The sequence below is a fragment of the Nocardia sp. NPDC050710 genome, assembly GCF_040654375.1.
Lineage (GTDB): Bacteria > Actinomycetota > Actinomycetes > Mycobacteriales > Mycobacteriaceae > Nocardia.
This window is the reverse complement of sequence record NZ_JBFAHV010000029.1, coordinates 25367-38712: the sequence shown is the minus strand read 5'-3', so window position 1 is coordinate 38712 and position 13346 is coordinate 25367. Positions and strand designations below refer to the sequence as shown.

Here is a 13346-nt window from a genome sequence, read left to right as displayed (position 1 = left end):
ACCAGTTATCTAGCTAGTGAGTTGATTCGGTGAACGGGGCTGGCTGTTAGGTCACCCCGATCCGCACGATCCACGCACGGCCGAGCCCACGATTCTTCGGACGCCGACGAGGGATCACCTGGCTGAACATGCTCAACGATCAGGCCGCGGGCCTGGCCGCCGAGGTCGTGTCGGGCACGCCGCGCGACTCGCTGCACATGGTTGACGTGTGGCAGAGCCAGCGCGGCGGCCGGGTGCCCGATTCGATCATCACCGACACCGGGTCGTACAGCGATATTGTCTTCGGGCTCCTGCATCCGGCCGGATATCGGTACCGGCCGCAGTTGGCGAACCTGCCCGATCAGCGTCTGTGGCGGTTCGATATTCGGGCCGACTACGGGCCGCTGGATCAGGCCGCCCGGGGTCGTATCGACATCGACGAGATCACTACCCATTGGGAGGACGTGTGCCAGGTCGTGGTGTCGATCCATTTCGGTGAGGTCAGCGGCCAAAGATCGGATACCGGCGCTGCGGGTCACGACGCTCCAGGGCTTGGCCGGTCGACCCGTTGTTTTCGCGCCGTTTCTACCGGAACCCCTCTACCGGTGCGCATCCCGAACTCCGTTGGGGTTATGGCGGCAGATCGGTGCCGCTGCGGCAGGTGCCGTGACTCGCGGTCCCCTCGAACTGGCCGGTTCCGCACAGCACGGTAGTCAGCACTCGAACCAGTTCGGCCTGACGATGTGTTCCGGTTTTGTCGAAGACGTGTTGCAGATGTGTGCGCGCGGTGTTCACCGCGACGGCCAGTTCCTCCGCGATCGAACGCAGACCCTCGCCGCGTAGTGCCGCCGCCGCGACGCGGGCTTCCGCCCCGGTCAAGCCGTACAGTTGCCGAAGCGCCTGGGGCCACCCCGGTGTTTGCTGATCCGGGTCGACGATGACGACGAGGGCCGCCGACCTGTCCTCGTCGAGGCGACCCGACCCCGGGTCCAGCGGCACCACCAGCAGTGCGTACGAGCTGCCGCCACTGTGCCGGGAGATCAGGGTGCGCCCGCCGACGTACGGCCCATCCTTGCGCACCGCCGATTCGATCATGGCGCGCAGCCCGACAGTGGCTCGGCTGTCCGACGATTCGAGGTTGCCGCCGCGCCCCATGCCGAGGCCGTCTCGCGATTCCAGGATCAACAATGCCGCGGGGTTCGCGTAGTTGATCGCCCCGCAACGCGACACGATCACCAGCCCGTGCCGATGCCGGTCGAGCACGGCGACAGCCTGATTGCGCTCTGCCTTGACGTCGGTCAAGCACGACTGCACGGTCAGCGCGTGCCGCAGATGCGGGAGCAGCAGGCGCATCGAGGAAGTCGCCTGGGACCGGTCGAGGTTGCGGCCGCGTTCGGGATACACCCCGATCCACGATGTCCGGCTGCCGCTGGTGAGCAGCGCGAGCATCCCGTTGCCTAGCCCGTGCGGCATCATCCAGTCGCTGAAGAAGGGATGCCGGCGCAGGTAATCCGGCTCCAGCAGCTCGTCATAGGTCGTGATGACACCGGCGGGTGCGTGCTCGAGCGCGCTCGCGATCGGATCGATACGCCAGAATCGGGTGTTGTAGCTGTGGCGCAGTTCGTCTGCCCCGATCGAACAGGCGGTCATCTGTCGGCTACCGGATCCCGACTCGACCAGACCGCCGTGGTCCGCGCCCAGCGCCGTGACGATTTCCTGCACCGCCTCCGCCCAGCCATCAGGATGTAGCGCCGCGCTGTTGATTCGCGCGACGATCCCGGAGAAGCTCTCGACTGTCATCGGCATGTGAAATGACCTGTGGCACACGAGAAACGGCGGACTGTTCGCCTGATTATAGGTATTTGCCAGGCGGTGCACGCGAGTACTCCGATACTCGGTTCCGTAACTCCCTCAGGTGATCGGCAGGGCGCGCGTTCTCATCGGTTCGGATGAGGATCCGTATCCCGCGCCCTGCTCTACTCGGTAGGCAACCGTATCGCTACAGCCACATCGGGGCTGTGTCTTCCCGGAGAACATCGTGATCGAGGCATATGAGAACCGATCCCGTGCGAGGTCGGCATGATCAGATATTGGCCCCTGGCGCGCGGTCGTATTCTCACCTCCCCCTTCGGTCCCCGCGACAGCGGCTTCCATTGGGGTATCGATCTCGGCCGGCGCGGCGGCAGCGGGGGACTACCCGTCTACGCGGCCCAAGCGGGCATGGTGGTATTCGCGGGTCCGGCATCCGGATTCGGCGGACCCGACCCGGCGGGCTGGGTCGTCGTCGACCATCCCGCCGAAGACGGGGGCGGCACAACCGTATACGGACATGTGATCCGCGAGGTCACGGTCGGCGATCGGGTGCGCGCCGGGCAGAGAATCGCCCGGATCAACCCCGATCCCACATCCAATGGCGGTGTCGCCCCGCACGTGCACGTCGAATGGCATCGGCTGTTCTGGGCGCCGCCCGGACCCGACCGGCTCGACCCGCTACCGCTGCTCGCCGAAGCCGCGGACCCGCCACCCGCGACGAATGGAGGTTCCCCGATGGGTACGGCAGTTGATTTCGCCGCGCGTTTGATCGACCCGCAGGCGATCAGGGCAGCCGGTCACAGCGCTGTCCTGGTCTATGTCTCACCGAGCAGGCCGGGGGCGAGTTTCGGCGCCAAGCCGGTGACCAGGGCGTATGTCGATAAGCTCAAAGCCGCTGGACTCGATATTGTTTCGATATGGCAGTACGGCAAGCCAGGCAACCCCCAGGCTCCCTCGGACTGGACGACGGGCGAGGACGGTGGGCGCCGAATGGGCCGTCAAGCCCGGCAGATCCATATCGCCGCCGGTGGTCCCGACCCGTGCCCAATCTTCTTCGCGGTCGACGAGGATATCTCACTGAGAGACTGGAACGACCGGGCCGTCGACTTCTTCCGCGGCGTCAACGACGCGATCGGCTGGGAATGGACCGGAATATACGGCTCATCGAGGGTGTGCGCCTGGGCCATCGAAGACGGCGTGATCGGCCGGACTCCCGAAGGCCGGTCCTGGGCCTGGCAGACGCGGGCATGGTCCGGCAACCGGCTCGACACTCCGGAGGCCGTGCTGTATCAGCGCGTCATCGACACCCCGTCCGAGCCGGGCCCGCTCATCGACGGTAGCTCCGTCGACGTCAACGACATCCTGGCTGCCGATTTCGGGCAGTGGTCCATCGATCGTGCTGCGGCGAGAGGAGAACACACCGTGAAACCCCCGGAATTCACCGAACTCGACAGGATGGGAAACTCCCGCTCGGAGCGCTGGGGAACTCGCGTCACCAACTTCTTGCTACACACTCAGGAAGGCAACAGCTCGGCCGAATCGCTGGCGAATTATCTCAACAACCCGGCCAACGGTGTCTCCTATCACTACACGGTCAGGGACGGGATCGTCTGTGATGTCGTCGATACCGACTACGCGTCGTGGTCGGTCCTCGATGCCAATAGCCGGACGATCAATCTCTGCTTCGCGGGCAGCCGGGCGTCCTGGTCGCGGGACGAATGGCTGGCCATCGAGAACGACCTTCGGATCGCCGCCTGGCTGGCCGTTCAGGATGCGAGGAAATATGGTTTCGCCACTGACGTCATCGCTCCGCCGTATACGGAGCGGGACGGGATCTCCGACCACAAATATGTGACCGAATGCCTCGGGATCGGCAACCATACCGACGTCGGCCCGAACTTCCCGTGGGACGTATTCGCCGGACGCGTTCAGGAATTCGCCAGTGGCGTACCGGCGGCCGGGGCAATCGGCGAGAAGGCGGCGGTGACGCCGTGGCTCGGACCGCGGGTGGGCGCCGACGGAGAAATGAAGACAGCCGACGGTGTGGGCAGATTCGTCCAATTCACCAACGGGTATGTCTATTGGCACCCGTCCACCGGCGCGCATCCGATTCCGGGGTCGCTGTTCGACAAGTACGCGGAAACGGGATGGGAAGCAGGCCCCCTGGGCTATCCGGTCACCGATCACACCGTGCTGCACGACCCGAACGGCGCGGAATGGGGCGAGGTGCAGGGCTTCCAGTACGGGGCGCTCTACCGGCGCGATGGCCGCCCGGCGCACGTGGTACACGGCGAAATCCGGGAACGCTGGAACCGCAGCGGATTCGAGAACGGCCCTCTCGGCTGGCCGACTTCCGATGAAATCCCGTTCGACACCGGTGCTTATCAGGAGTTCGACAAAGGCCGCATCTATTGGACGCCGAAACAAACCCTCGCCCTCCGCACCGGTGGCGGATCGGACGAGCCGTTATCCGATCCACGCTGACAACACGACCCCCGCGGTGCGGCGACCATACCGATGGAGGGACGGCCGCCGCACCGCAAACCGTCGATACCGAGTCCACCGAATCGGTCTCCGTAGACCGCATGTCATCGAGGCGGATGGCGGTCCAGGCCACGTCGACCAACCGCGCCGGACCGTAGCAGCGGTAGTAGGCGACCTCGGTAGGTCGGATGATGCCGCGCCGGGCCAGCGGCCAGTGCCCGCCCGGCTGACCGGGTGTCGTCGATCCGGCGGCGCGCCCACTCGTACTCCCGGCTTCCGCGCGCTCCGGCACCGATCGACAGCCGCCGCCAGGCTCAGTCGCCGAACTCCGCGCCCGGTTCGTGCGCACGCGCGGTGCGGTCGGCGAGTTCCGAATTCCGGCATCACCGCGCCGCTCAGGATCGGCCGTCCACGACTCGGGAATATAGAGCTCCCGGTCGATCAGGGCATGCCGGTGCTTAGACGCGTCCGCCGGAAACACCCCGATCCGACAGTGCTCAGCGGGTCCAGCGGTGTCCGACTCCGTTTCTGATGAATAACGTTGTCCGGCAGGGTCACTCGGACGCAGCTGAAGATCGTACCTTGAACAGTAGGCGTCCGACAGGCCTCGGGGAAGTGAACTCCGCGACTCTCAAGACGAACGTCCATTCCTTGACAGCCGCGATCCGCGGGGAAACACTGGAATACACGTAAGTGGAGTAATCATCTCCTCTTAGGAGGTCATAGTGACGACCCCGGCATCAACGGCGGCGCTGACCGTAGTAGCGTCAGCAATTCCACTGCGGCGCAACGTCTTCGCCGCGCAGGCGCCCCCGGTCCCGCCTTCGGTCCGGCGCGGGCACTGATCCGCGAACCGGTCCATTCGAGCGAAACAACGTCGTTTTCCCGTCGAAGGCAGATCGATGACCCTCACCACCACGGCGATGCACCCCGCCGTCCTCGCGCTCTCCGATCCCGCGGCCCGTAATGCCGAACTCGCCGGGGCCAAGGCCGCCGCACTCGCGCGAGCCGCCGCCAATGGCCTTCCCGTACTGAAAGGTTTCGTGCTGACCACAGCGTGGTCGCCGAGCGGCGACCCGCCGCAGGAGCAGTGGCGGCGTCTGTCCCATAGCGGGAAGACCGCCTTGGTGGTGCGTTCGTCCTCGGTCGCCGAGGACGGTGCGGAACAGTCCATGGCGGGACTGTTCACCTCGGTGTTGGATGTGCGTGACTGGCAGGGGTTCCGGGATGCCGTCGACGAGGTGCTCGCCTCCGGCGCGACCGCGCCGGTCGACCGCGCCGACGGTACGGCGCCGATGGCGGTGCTGGTGCAGCCGTTCGTCGCGGCGGTCTGGGGTGGTGTGGTGTTCACCGCCGACCCGGTCACCGGGCGCACCGACCGCATGTTGATCACCGCGGTACGTGGCGGACCGAGCACGGTGGTCGGTGGCACCGAGGCCGGGTGGACCGCCCGGCTGACCAGGCGCGGCCGGGTGCGGGAGGTCATCACCCAGGATTCCGTGCCGCTGCCGATGCTCTTGCGCCGCAAGGTGGTTCGACTGGCGCGGCGCGCCGAGGTGGTCTTCGGCCCGGCGCTGGACATCGAGTGGGCGATCGATTCGGCGGGGCGCGTACTGCTGTTGCAGGCGCGGCCGATCACCGCGTTGCACGGCCCGCTCGCGGGTCCCGTGCTCGGGCCGGGGCCGCTGGCCGAGACCTTCCCGGATCCATTGCGCCCGCTCGAGCAGGACCTCTGGCTCACCCCGCTGTCCGAGGGCTTGCGGGTCGCCCTCGATCTGACCGGCGCCGCCCCGCCCCGGAAGCTGCGCACCTCACCGGTCGCCACCGCGGTGCTCGGGGTCGCGGTCGCCGATCTCGAACTGCTCGGCGTCACAACACCGCGGCGGAATCCGCTGCGGCTGTTGGATCCCCGGCCGGGCGCCCGCAGACTGGGCGCGGCCGCGCGGGTCGGCAGGCTGGCCGCGGCGCTGCCCGAACTCGCGGACCGGCTCTGCGCGCGGATCGATACCGACCTTGCCGAGATACCCCCGTTGCCGGGCCTGACCGACGCCGACCTGCTCGCCGTTCTCGCCAACGCCCGCACCACATTGACCGCGGTGCACGGCCACGAGGCGCTGGCCGGAATGCTCGGCGACGCGCGGGAAGCCGCGCCCACCGCGGCGGCCATGGCCCTGGCCGCCCTGGATCAGGCTCGTGCCCAGGGCATCCCGCCGGACCGGGTGATCGAGGAGCTACCGGTCGTTCTCGCGCTGGTGCCGCCGCGGATCGGACCTGCCCCCGAGCCACCCGCCGCGACCGGTGCGATCCCGGCGCACAGCTGCGAGGTCGGTGCCATGGCCTTGGCCCGCGAAGCGTTGCGGCTGCGGGCGCGCTGGGTTCAGGAGCTCGGCGCGCGCGCCGCGTGGGAACTGGGCGCCCGACTGGCGGCGGCCGGGACGCTCGCGGATCCAGCGGCGGTCGCATTGCTGCGTTTCACCGAACTCGCCCCGACACTCCAGCATCGACGCCCGCCAGAGGATCTGGCCGCCCGCCACCACCGCGGCGAGGCGTCCCTGCCCGCGGAATTCCGGCTCGCCACCGACGGCTTCCCGGTCCCGGTGACCCGTCGGCGCAGCCGCACCGGGCAGGGCGTCGGCGCGGGCGGGGGAGTTGGCCGCGGCATGGTGCACATCGGCGACCGGCCACCGGAGGGATCCGTACTGGTGATCCGGCATCTGGATCCGCGTCTGGCGGTGGTGATCCCGCGCTTGGCCGGGCTCATCGCCGAAACCGGCAGCCCGCTGAGCCATTTGGCGATTCTGGCGCGCGAACACGGGATTCCGGTGGTGGTGGACTATCCGGATGCCACTCGGCGCCTACCCGACGGCGCGGTGATCGAACTGGACGGGCGCACCGGTGAGGTGCGCGCCACGACCGGATCACCGGAACAGTGAGAACCGAACGGCACGGCGTCCCGTCGCCGAGGAAGTGGGTCCGATGAACGCGCGCGGCGTGGGCGTATTCCTGGCAATCACCACCCTGATCGCCACCGGCGCCTATGTTTTCGTCTACCTGTACCGGTGGGAGTGGAATCGCGCCATCATGACCGCGACGCTGTTCATCGCCGCGGAGGTGGCACTGGTCGGCATGTTGGTGACGCGTCGACTGCGCGCCCTCGAACACACCCTCGGCAGCACCGACGAGCGGGAACGCACGGCCCGCATCGTGCACGCGGCCACCCCGGCGCCGCGGGTCACCTTCGGCTGGCTCGCCCGACCGGATCGGCTCGGTGTATTCGTGCCGGTACTGCTTGCCGGGGGTGTATTGCTGACCGGGTTGGCCTGGCTGGTCGAGCGGCTCGCGAAGGCGACCGCGGGCCCCGCCGCCGAACGCCGCATCATCGACGGCCTGGACCGACTGCGGCTACCCGCCGATGGGTTTCTCACCCCGAGCACGGATCGGCTACAGCTATTGCGTGGCCCCGTCACCCGACCGCGGCGGTGAGCCGTGCGCCGGGTGCTGCTGTGGGCCGTCCTCGCGGTGCTCACCGTTCTGGCAGTCGCCGCCGGGGCGGCGAAACTGCAATTCGAGACCGATAGCGGTGGTACCGAATCGCGCGCGATCGTGCACTTCGACGCCGAATCGCGCGCTGCCACGCCGGATATCGACCCGGCGCTGAGCCTGTGGAAGCAGTGCGCGAGCCACGTGAACCACGTCCGCGTCGTCGCGGGCCCGGAGGCGGCGGGCGACGGTTGGACCGTGACGCTGGAGCCCGCGCTCGGCGAACACACCCACCGCCGCCTCGTCGGCTGCCTGAATGACCTCACCGTCGACGGCGTGGTCGGCCACTATCTCGGCACCGACCGCCGAACGCGGTGAGCGGCGCTCAGGTGGCGACCGGTTCGCGCCCGGCCAGCTCGATCAGGTGTTGCACAAGCACCAGCAGCACGTTCTTGCACGACTCCCGTTCGCGGGCATCGCAGAGCAGCACCGGTGTATGCGGATCGAGATCGAGGGCGTCGCGCACCTCGTCGACCGTATAGCGCGGTGCGCCGTCGAAACAGTTCACCCCGACGATGAACGGCAGGCCGCGCCGCTCGAAGAAGTCCACGGCGGCGAAAGAATTGCCCAGGCGTCGGGTGTCGGCCAGCACCACCGCACCCAGCGCGCCGCGCGCCAGTTCGTCCCACAGGAACCAGAAGCGGTCCTGCCCGGGGGTTCCGAACAGGTAGAGCACCAGGTCGCGGTCGATGGTGATGCGCCCGAAATCCAGTGCCACCGTGGTGGTGTGCTTCTGCTCGACGCCGGACAGATCGTCGACGCCGGTACTGACCTCGGTGATCAGCTCCTCGGTGCGTAATGGCGCGATCTCGCTGATCGCCGACACCATGGTGGTCTTGCCGACGCCGAAGCCACCGGCGATGAGAATCTTGACCGACGCGGCCAAGTGTGGAGCCGTGCTCGGGTCGTGCCGGGCCGGGTCAAAGTTTTCGGATGCCATCCAGTACCGCTCGCAATACGTTGAGATCACCGGGTCCGGCCTCCGGCTGAACCGGGGACCGGAAGATCAAATGGCCCTCGCCGATCAAGTCGCCGACGAGGATCTTGGTCACTGCCAAAGGGAGTTTCAGATTAGCGGCCACCTCGGCGACCGATTGGGGCGCCGCGCACAGCCGAACGATCCGCGCATACTCCGGCTCGGTGCGCCGCAGTGTTGGCGCGGGGTCGGCGGTGACAACCACGGTGAGGATGTCCAGGTCATGCCCGGCGCCCATGGTGCGGCCCCGGGTCAGCGCGTACGGCCGGACCAGCGGTCCGGCCGCCTCATCGAACCATGGCTCACCCCGGCGTGTCATGGCAGGCGCGCAGGGGTGGAGAGATAAGTGCCGACACGCTGGACGGTGACGTTCATTTCGTAGGCCACCATACCGAGATTCGCTGTCTCCGATGCCTGCAGCGCCAGGCAGGCGTTATCGCCCGCCGAGGTCACGAAGAGCACCGCGCGATCGAGTTCGATCACCGCTTGCCGCACGCCGCCGCCGTCGAAGCGGCTGCCCGCGCTACGCGCCAACCCGTACAGTGTCGAGGACATGGCCGAGAAATGTTCGGCGTCTTCCCGGCTCATCGCGGTAGAGCGGCCCAGTAGCAGGCCGTCGGTGGAGAGCACCACCGCATGGCGCACCCCGGCCAAGCGGTCCACCAAGTCGTCCAGTAGCCAGTTGAGATCACCGGTTTTGGGAGCGGTCACCGTCGCCTTCCTGTTCCTGTTCGTCGGTGGGCTGCGCACGGCGGCCCTGCCGGGTTCCATTCTCGATGGCGGACATGAGATCTCGGGCCTGTTCGGCGGAACGCTCGCGTTCTGAAACCGGTTCCACGACGGCGGGCTTGGCCAGTTCCGGCGCGAGGTTGGCCTGTCGATTACGGCGCGGCAGCAGCGGTCGGCCATCCGGTCCGGTCGGCTGCGGGCCGGTCGTGGTGACCGAGGGCGCCGCCGTCGGTGGCGTCACAGGCGGTGCGGTGAGCACGGCCGATTCGGACTCGCCCGCGCTGGCCTGCGCGGATTCGATGAACGGCACGGGGTGCCGGTGGCGCCGGGCCGCATCCGGCAGCTCCGGTTCCGACGGGCGCGTGACGGTTTCGGCCGCCAGCAATGACGTCGGCAGCAGCACGATCGCGCGGATGCCGCCGTAGTCGGAGTCGGCGAGCCGCACCGTGACGCCGTGCCGGATACCCAGCTGCGCGACCACGAACAATCCGAGCCGGGAGTCGACCGAGAGCGCGGCGACACCGAAATCCGGTGGGTTGCGCAACATCTCGTTCATCCGGTCCAGCTCGCCCTGCGGCATGCCCATACCCTGGTCGCTGATCTCGACGACCACGCCCTTGCCGACCACGTTGCCGAAGAGCTCGACCTTCGACTGAGGCGGCGAGAACGAGGTGGCATTGTCGACCAACTCCGCGAGCAGATGCACGATATCGGCGACGACCGAGCCCACCACGTGCGTCTCGGGTAGCCGCGCCACCCGAACCCGCGCATAGTCCAGGGTTTCACCGACCGCCGAGCGCACCAGATCGATCAGCGGCACCGGGTTGCGCCACTGTCGTCCCGGCTGCCCGCCGCCGAGAATGATCAGATTCTCGGCATTGCGGCGTTCTCGGGTGGCCAGGTGATCCAGCCGGAAAAGGGTTTCCAGCAGAGCCGGATCCTCCTGCCGGTTCTCGGCCTCGTCGAGGATCTCCAGCTGCCGGTGCACCACGATCTGGCTGCGATGGGCGATATTGAGGAATACCGCCTTCACGCCCTCACGGGTGCGGGCCTCGCCGACGGCGCCCTCCACGGCCGCGGTGTGCGCGTGCTGGAATGCCTTGGCGACTTGACCGATCTCGTCGTGACCGTAGTCCAGCTGCGGTGATTCGGCTGCCGGGTCGATCGCCTCGCCCGCGCGCAGCCTGCGCATCATATCGGGCAGCCGTTCGTCGGCGAGAGCCAGCGTTTCGCCGCGCAGCCGCTTGAGCCTGCGGATGATCCGGTTCGCCAATACCAGGGCGACGAAGAAGGCCGCGATGCTGACCACCAGCACGATTCCACCCGCCCACAGCGAATTGGCCGCGTTGCGCCTTCCGACCTCCTCGGAGAGCCCGTGGGCGTGCTCGTTCTGCACCACCCACATATTGATGAGCCCGCTGTTCACTTGCGCGGCCGCGTTCTGCCATTCCGGTATTTCCATGGGCAGCGGCGCCGGGGCGGCCGCCCGGCTCGAACCGCCGGTACCGATCGAGGAGTTCGTGCTGCTCGCGGGGGGAGTCGTATTGCGCTGCGCGATGGCGTTTTCCATCGTCGTCAGCTGATGCCAGGCGGCACTGCTGGTCAGTGCTTTGGCGGCTTCGCGCTGATGAGTGTCGAGCTCACCACTGAGATAGCTGATTTCGGTGTGATAGAAGCCGACCTCGCGCAGGAACTCTTCCATCGGGATGAGGAGGTTACCGTCACCCGCGACGTTCGCCAGCGCCACCGCGTTACTGCGCGACATCGATTCGGCCGCGTACAGCATCCGGATCGATTCGGCCAACTCGACCGCGGTCTCGGAGTCCGGCGCGGTCTGCTGGGCGATCTGCCCGCCGATCGCGACGATGTCGAGCAGACGGTTGTAGAAGCCGTACGCGTCCAGGACCGGGAGTGCGCCCGCGTCGACGCCGGCCCGCGCGGCGGTCAGGTGCGTGGTCAGCGACGAACTGTCCTCGAACTTGCCGTCGATCTTGTCGGGGTCGAGTTCGATCAGCGGTGCCGAGGCCGTATTCACCTCGCGCAGTGCGTTATCCAGGCGCACGCGGGCCGCGGTGAGACTCGGTGTTACCGATTCGTCCCCGGCCAGGCGGGTCAGCGTCAGCTGCCGTTCCAGCTGTATCGCCTGCATCATCTCGGCCGTCGGTGCGATCACCTGCTGCATCGCAGCGGCCCATTCTTTGGCGTGGTTTCCCCGATTGACCAGGTAGCCCGCCGCGCCGACGCCGATCACGAGCAGAGTCAGGCTCGGGATGAGCGCGATCGCAAGTATCCGGGCGCGGACACCAAGCCTCGCTCTGAACATCGGGACAACGTAATCCACGTCACTAACCGGCGGTCGCCCGGGTCCCGTTGAACGAGACTGGAATTGACATAGATAAGATGATGTGCATTGCTCGCAGAAATCGTAGGCTGATCGGATGATGTCGACCGCACAGGTTTTCGCGCTCGGGGGAGTGATGCTGCTCGGAGCCATGTCTCCCGGGCCCGACTTCCTGATAGTCATTCGGAATGCCGCGGTCTCCGGACGGCGTGCGGGTATGGCCAGTGCAGCCGGGGTGGCGTTGGGCGTGTTCGCCTGGTCGCTGGTGACTGCCATCGGCATCGCGAGCGTGCTGGCCGCCTCCGCCGTCGCATATACGGCCGTAAAGCTGGTCGGCGCGACGTATTTGGCATTCCTCGGGATCCGTGCGTTGCTTGCCGCCCGCCGCGGCGATTACGAGCTCTCCGAGGCCGTCGGCCCCAAACGTCGCGGGATCCGCGCCGCGTTCTGTCAAGGCCTATTGAACAACCTGCTCAACCCCAAGGTCGCGGTCTTCTTCATCGCACTGGTGCCCCAGTTCGTTCCCGCCGCACCATCACTGCTCGACACCATCGAGGTGGGAATCCTCGCGACCCTGGTCAGCCTGATCTGGTTCACCCTGGTAGCCAACGGCATCGGCGCACTGCGCCACGTCTTCACCCGCACCCGCGTTCGCCGCACCCTCGACGCCGCGATGGGTAGCGTCATGGTCGGTCTCGGCATCCGCATTGCGGTTCAAACGAACTGACCTACCGGCTTGCTCAGCGATCGGCGCGAATCATCGTCTGCCGTTTCGGTAGTTGAGGACCGCCGCGGCCTCACCTGAATCCGTTGCGACCAGTCCGAGGCCAGGGACCGCAAATACGCGGAATCGGTGATGGATCTCCTTGCCGGGTAACGGTGGTTCACCCTCGGGTGATCGCGGAGATGATCGCGTGAGCGACCCAGTCCGCATACCGGTCCAGGGACCACCCCCTGGCGAGCACCAGCCGTTCGTAGGTGTCGATGGCAAGGTAGTTCCAGAGGACGTCGCGTACCTCATCGAGATCGATCTCGTCGCGCAGTTGGCCGGTCTCCAGGAGGTGTCGCCCCAGCATGGTCATTCCGACCAAGCCCTCCTCGGCCAGCTTGTCCCACACCTCGGTGAGCGAATCATCGACGTGCCTGCCGTCCCGGATCAGGATCTGTGCCTTGGCGGACCGCGCCTGCCGCCGCGCAAGGCCGTGGACGAACATCTCGATCTTGCGGCGCACGTCGGGTTCTGCTCGGGCCGTTCGTATACCGGTACGGGTTCGTCGTCGCTGGCGATGACGAAGTCGAACACAGCCTTGGCCAGGGCCGCCTTTGTGCCGAATGCCTTGTACACGCTCTCCGCCGACACCCCTGCCCGATCGGCGACCTCGGCATGGCCCGGCAACTCGGATGGCTGCCGCCCACCCCGCTGTATCTACTGCGTTGCGCGCGGCTGAAGCGCCGAGCAGTTCGCGAACTGCAGCACACCGGTGC

At 67.3% G+C, this 13346-nt stretch carries 13 protein-coding genes; 6 read left to right on the top strand and 7 right to left on the bottom strand.

Features of this window, described 5'->3' with window-relative positions; genetic code table 11:
• The first annotated feature begins 59 nt into the window (after positions 1–59).
• A complete protein-coding gene (locus tag AB0H61_RS33795) occupies positions 60–692 on the top strand; it encodes a Tn3 family transposase (protein ID WP_357311882.1) in 633 nt (210 codons plus the stop codon).
• Here AB0H61_RS33795 and AB0H61_RS33790 read toward each other — a convergent pair.
• Positions 610–1785 carry a LuxR C-terminal-related transcriptional regulator gene (locus AB0H61_RS33790; RefSeq protein ID WP_357311820.1) on the bottom strand — a complete coding sequence of 392 codons (1176 nt, stop codon included), beginning with the start codon at positions 1783–1785 and terminating at the stop codon, positions 610–612. The two genes, AB0H61_RS33795 and AB0H61_RS33790, sit on opposite strands and share 83 nt — an antisense overlap.
• Positions 1786–2058: 273 nt before the next feature.
• On the opposite strand from AB0H61_RS33790, the gene AB0H61_RS33785 reads away from it, so the two are divergent.
• The 4 genes from AB0H61_RS33785 to AB0H61_RS33770 all read left to right on the top strand — a co-directional run bounded on the left by AB0H61_RS33785 (position 2059) and on the right by AB0H61_RS33770 (position 8133).
• Positions 2059–4275, top strand: coding sequence for a glycoside hydrolase domain-containing protein (locus tag AB0H61_RS33785; RefSeq protein ID WP_357311819.1), 2217 nt, complete (start codon positions 2059–2061; stop codon positions 4273–4275).
• A gap of 902 nt (positions 4276–5177) precedes the next feature.
• Entirely contained in the window at positions 5178–7208 is a 2031-nt protein-coding gene (locus AB0H61_RS33780; RefSeq protein ID WP_357311818.1) for a PEP/pyruvate-binding domain-containing protein, read from the top strand.
• A 43-nt stretch (positions 7209–7251) separates the two neighbouring features.
• A complete protein-coding gene (locus AB0H61_RS33775; protein ID WP_357311817.1) occupies positions 7252–7758 on the top strand; it encodes a hypothetical protein in 507 nt (168 codons plus the stop codon).
• Between the two features lie 3 nt (positions 7759–7761).
• Positions 7762–8133, top strand: a complete 372-nt coding sequence (locus tag AB0H61_RS33770) for a hypothetical protein (RefSeq protein ID WP_357311816.1) — start codon at positions 7762–7764, stop codon at positions 8131–8133.
• 7 nt (positions 8134–8140) lie between these two features.
• On the opposite strand, the gene AB0H61_RS33765 is transcribed toward AB0H61_RS33770, so the two are convergent.
• Genes AB0H61_RS33765 through AB0H61_RS33750 form a run of 4 tightly spaced genes read right to left on the bottom strand, consistent with a single transcriptional unit; the run spans position 8141 to position 11843 of the window.
• The gene (locus tag AB0H61_RS33765; RefSeq protein ID WP_357311815.1) at positions 8141–8755 is read right to left on the bottom strand and encodes an ATP/GTP-binding protein; all 615 of its coding nucleotides are present in this window, start codon (positions 8753–8755) and stop codon (positions 8141–8143) included.
• Positions 8736–9110, bottom strand: coding sequence for a DUF742 domain-containing protein (locus tag AB0H61_RS33760; protein ID WP_357311814.1), 375 nt, complete (start codon positions 9108–9110; stop codon positions 8736–8738). Before AB0H61_RS33760 ends, AB0H61_RS33765 begins: the two co-directional genes overlap by 20 nt.
• On the bottom strand, positions 9107–9502 hold the full coding sequence (locus AB0H61_RS33755) for a roadblock/LC7 domain-containing protein (RefSeq protein ID WP_357311813.1): 396 nt from the start codon (positions 9500–9502) through the stop codon (positions 9107–9109). Before AB0H61_RS33755 ends, AB0H61_RS33760 begins: the two co-directional genes overlap by 4 nt.
• Entirely contained in the window at positions 9480–11843 is a 2364-nt protein-coding gene (locus AB0H61_RS33750) for a nitrate- and nitrite sensing domain-containing protein (protein WP_357311812.1), read from the bottom strand. Before AB0H61_RS33750 ends, AB0H61_RS33755 begins: the two co-directional genes overlap by 23 nt.
• Before the next feature lie 115 nt (positions 11844–11958).
• Here AB0H61_RS33750 and AB0H61_RS33745 point away from each other — a divergent pair, with 115 nt between their 5' ends.
• Positions 11959–12588: a LysE family translocator gene (locus AB0H61_RS33745; protein ID WP_357311811.1), complete on the top strand. Its 630-nt coding sequence runs from the start codon at positions 11959–11961 to the stop codon at positions 12586–12588.
• 157 nt (positions 12589–12745) lie between these two features.
• Here the strand turns inward: AB0H61_RS33745 and AB0H61_RS33740 are convergent, their stop codons facing one another.
• Together AB0H61_RS33740 and AB0H61_RS33735 are read right to left on the bottom strand one after the other, a co-directional pair.
• A complete protein-coding gene (locus tag AB0H61_RS33740; RefSeq protein WP_357311810.1) occupies positions 12746–13093 on the bottom strand; it encodes a hypothetical protein in 348 nt (115 codons plus the stop codon).
• On the bottom strand, positions 13018–13206 hold the full coding sequence (locus AB0H61_RS33735) for a hypothetical protein (protein ID WP_357311881.1): 189 nt from the start codon (positions 13204–13206) through the stop codon (positions 13018–13020). The genes AB0H61_RS33740 and AB0H61_RS33735 overlap by 76 nt, the downstream gene beginning before the upstream one ends.
• Positions 13207–13346 lie beyond the last annotated feature (140 nt).

Coding starts and splice junctions, on each gene's coding strand:
- AB0H61_RS33785 (WP_357311819.1), top strand. CDS start 2,059: ATGATCAGATATTGGCCCCTGGCGCGCGGTCGTATTCTCACCTCCCCC.
- AB0H61_RS33765 (WP_357311815.1), bottom strand. CDS start 8,755: ATGGCATCCGAAAACTTTGACCCGGCCCGGCACGACCCGAGCACGGCT.
- AB0H61_RS33790 (WP_357311820.1), bottom strand. CDS start 1,785: ATGCCGATGACAGTCGAGAGCTTCTCCGGGATCGTCGCGCGAATCAAC.
- AB0H61_RS33775 (WP_357311817.1), top strand. CDS start 7,252: ATGAACGCGCGCGGCGTGGGCGTATTCCTGGCAATCACCACCCTGATC.
- AB0H61_RS33780 (WP_357311818.1), top strand. CDS start 5,178: ATGACCCTCACCACCACGGCGATGCACCCCGCCGTCCTCGCGCTCTCC.
- AB0H61_RS33760 (WP_357311814.1), bottom strand. CDS start 9,110: ATGACACGCCGGGGTGAGCCATGGTTCGATGAGGCGGCCGGACCGCTG.
- AB0H61_RS33750 (WP_357311812.1), bottom strand. CDS start 11,843: ATGTTCAGAGCGAGGCTTGGTGTCCGCGCCCGGATACTTGCGATCGCG.
- AB0H61_RS33745 (WP_357311811.1), top strand. CDS start 11,959: ATGATGTCGACCGCACAGGTTTTCGCGCTCGGGGGAGTGATGCTGCTC.